6 protein-coding genes are annotated in these 3176 nt (G+C 44.4%); 2 read left to right on the top strand and 4 right to left on the bottom strand.

Features of this window, described 5'->3' with window-relative positions:
• Both JHC35_RS02055 and JHC35_RS02050 read left to right on the top strand, forming a co-directional pair.
• Positions 1-406 (top strand): FMN-binding negative transcriptional regulator (locus tag JHC35_RS02055; protein ID WP_295041723.1); only part of this gene is annotated, 406 nt, incomplete at its 5' end.
• 18 nt (positions 407-424) lie between these two features.
• Positions 425-1174, top strand: coding sequence for an arylamine N-acetyltransferase (locus JHC35_RS02050; RefSeq protein WP_295041722.1), 750 nt, complete (start codon positions 425-427; stop codon positions 1172-1174).
• Between the two features lie 193 nt (positions 1175-1367).
• Here the strand turns inward: JHC35_RS02050 and JHC35_RS02045 are convergent, their stop codons facing one another.
• The 4 genes from JHC35_RS02045 to JHC35_RS02030 all read right to left on the bottom strand — a co-directional run.
• Positions 1368-1649, bottom strand: a complete 282-nt coding sequence (locus tag JHC35_RS02045; protein WP_295041721.1) for an antibiotic biosynthesis monooxygenase — start codon at positions 1647-1649, stop codon at positions 1368-1370.
• 17 nt (positions 1650-1666) lie between these two features.
• Positions 1667-2203 carry a pyridoxamine 5'-phosphate oxidase family protein gene (locus JHC35_RS02040; protein WP_295041720.1) on the bottom strand — a complete coding sequence of 179 codons (537 nt, stop codon included), beginning with the start codon at positions 2201-2203 and terminating at the stop codon, positions 1667-1669.
• A gap of 3 nt (positions 2204-2206) precedes the next feature.
• Positions 2207-2824: a cysteine hydrolase family protein gene (locus JHC35_RS02035; protein ID WP_295041719.1), complete on the bottom strand. Its 618-nt coding sequence runs from the start codon at positions 2822-2824 to the stop codon at positions 2207-2209.
• The coding region (locus JHC35_RS02030) for a hypothetical protein (RefSeq protein ID WP_295041718.1) at positions 2821-3176 on the bottom strand (356 nt) is incomplete at its 5' end. The genes JHC35_RS02030 and JHC35_RS02035, both read right to left, overlap by 4 nt.

The following is a 3176-nucleotide window of genomic DNA, read 5'->3' as shown; positions in this document are numbered from 1 at the left end:
GAAGGTAGCGTTTTTGGTTGTAAAACCTTATGCCTATATCCCCTCGTATTTCAGTGATACGAGTGCGGCATGTCCTGCGACGCAGTTTTTTACGTCGGTGCATATCAGCGGTGAAGCGATAAGGGTGAGTGATGAGCGAGAAAAAGCATTCGGATTGACGGCATTGATGGAGAAAATGCAACCAGAGGGGAAATATGACCCCATCGATGCGGCTAACCCGATTTATACCAAGATGATGGAGCTAACGGGGGTGTATAAAATCGTACCGAACATAATGACGCTCAAAGTCAAAGCAGGGCAAAATTTATCGAAAGAGCGGTACGATACACTGCTCAAACACATAGAAGATCGAAATGGCTCTGTTGATGGTGCAACGATTGAGTTGATGCATAGTGTCCGTTCATAATAAAGTGAGGAAATATTTATGACAGCTACTAATTTTAATCTTACCAACTACCTCTCCCGTATCGGTTACGAGGGTGAAGTGGGTGTCGATGTTGCGACGTTGACTCAACTGGTGCAAAAACAACTCCGAAGTATCCCGTTCGAAAATACCGAAGTACAAGCGGGACGTATCCCATCGCTCATTCCAGAGGATATTTATACGAAAATCATCACTAATCGACGCGGTGGATACTGCTACGAGATTAATGGAATCTTTGCTATGGCACTCACCGCCATTGGGTTCGAGTGGTATTTCGCAGGGGCGCGACCGATGTTTTATCCGATGCGCCGTCCTAAAACCCACATGGTGGTGATTGTCCGCATCAAAGGGAGCGATTATCTCTGTGATACGGGATTCGGTGGATATGCTTTGCGTGCTCCGATGATGATAGAAGAGGGCGAAGTGACCCAAGATGGTGATAGATTCCGGCTTGAGCTAATCGATGGTGAATATGTTCTTAGTTCTCTCGTGCAGGATGAATGGCAACGACAATACGGGTTTGCCACTCATCCGCAAGAGTGGATCGAATTTAGCCTCGCCAACTACTTTAACGCCACACATCCGGATACAATCTTTACCCAAAAGAAACTCGCTATCATGCAGACACCTAATGGTCGTAAAATCCTCGTGGATAATGAACTCAAACTTATCGAAGAGGGGAAATTGGAGCTATTGAAAGTCGATTATGAGGGTGCGTTAAAAGAGTATTTCGGGTTGGAGCTTTTCTGAAAGATAATTTATAGATTAAGAGGTAGGATTACTGCCTGTATAACGGGTATCTTTACATAAAGGGATTAATCCTGCCACTGAAACTTAAAGTTGTTTAAGAATTCATTTTTTAGGCAGTATTGATTAGCCTTGTAAGAAATATGACATCTTCTTTCTTGGCATGACGAAAAATCACCTTGAACCCTCGCCCAATCTATAAGATTCCATGCTCACTCTCTTCCAGATAGATAAATTGCGGGGCTTTTACCCCGGCATTTTTACGTATCTCCACTAATGCCGGAGACTCAAAAAATTGTCGGGCATTAGAAAGCGAAGACCACTGTGAAAAATGGACAATCGTATCCGGCTCCTTCTCATAGCTGAGCAGTTGATAGCTGATCTCTCCTGCATGTTTTCGGATTTCGGCGGCCTGATCAAAAATTGTTTTCCATTTTTGGTAATCTTCTACCTCATGGATTATCAAAACATACGGCATATATAGCTCCTGACATGTTATATTGAGAATTTGTATTTATTTAGATTCGGCGGTGTGTGACGTCGCTGCATGTATTCATCTAATCTTCCTGCCCGATCTTCATCCCGGCACCACTCTTTAAGATCCCGGCGTTCATCGATAAAATCATACCTCGGTACGCTCATTCCGCAACTGTGTTCGACACAATAGATGTGCAGTTTGATAAATTGCCGTATCCCTCGCAAATCGGAGAAGGGGAATAATTCTTGAAGTTCTTTCGCTTCTTTATCGATCACTTCCCCTTTGCAAAAAAGACGCACAATCATAGGAGCGGAGTCAAAGGAGCAAAACATCACCGTGATTTCACCATCTGCGTCACTATCGCGTGCAGTACGGTTTCCGCTTCCGGCATAATCAAGAAACACCGCTTCATTGTCACCGGTCACCCGAAAACAGTCATAGCCTCTGGGGCTAAGATTGACCTCTTTACCGCTACTGCTTGCGATAAAGAAAATCTTTTGTTCGGCAATAAAGGCTTTGTCTGTTTCGTTGAGAGATCCGTGCTGGCTTCCCATGGTTTATCCTTTTGTTCTTGTCGATATTGTATCAATCCATTCTTTTGTACTCATAACGTTGCTAAAACGTGATGCCTGAACGACCAATATTGCGCGGTGTAGCTCTTCGGCGCTAACTTTTCCCGCTTTGTTCTCGAATGCCAGTGTCGCCGTTGCATCTGAGAGAAATTCTACATTGAATCCCATATGATAGGCATAGCGTGCAGTCGTATCGCAACAAAATTGTGTCATGTAGCCGCTGATTACGATTGTGTTGATGTTGTTTGTGCGTAACCATTCTTCTAAATCGGTTCCGACAAAAGAGCTGGGAAAATTCTTTTCAATATAGTGGTCGTACGAAATATTTTTAATCTCATTCAGCAGTTCCCATCCCTCGGTATTACGGATAAAAGCCTTGGCATCGGGTGTTGTAAGAGTGTGCTGAACGATTACGACGGGGATGTCAGATTTTTGTGCTTCTTCTATCGCCATTAACACATTGGGTAACGTGTTTTGCGGATAGCATACAGGAAGAAGCCCCGTAAAATATTCGTTTTGGACATCGATGACGATCAGTGCCCGCTTTGTCCCTGTGTTGAGTGAGCCGTCATAGCGACCGCTAAATGTGTTTTGCGTGCTCATTCGAAATTCTCAATCTTGAACGTATTAAAAATAATATCGGTCGCCAACATCCGCGTCGCATGGTTTACCGCATCGAGAATATCGCTATCACTCCATCCCATTTCACGTAACGTATCGAGATCATTCGCGCTAACTCCGTGTGCGTTGCGTATCGCTTTGATCGCTAATAAGAGCATCGCTGTCTCACGTTCGGGAAGGTTTGCGGATTTTGGATCTTTACGCATCTCAGTGACCTGATCAAACGTCCATCCAGCCATATTTATCAACATCCCCGTATTGTAATCGATACAAAACTGACACTCTTCACCGCTGGAAACCATGATGCGGATAGCGGCGAGCAGCGGCATCGAGA

Origin of the sequence: Sulfuricurvum sp. (genome assembly GCF_022759005.1) — a bacterium.
Lineage (GTDB): Bacteria > Campylobacterota > Campylobacteria > Campylobacterales > Sulfurimonadaceae > Sulfuricurvum.
This window is presented reverse-complemented; position numbering and strand designations above follow the sequence as displayed.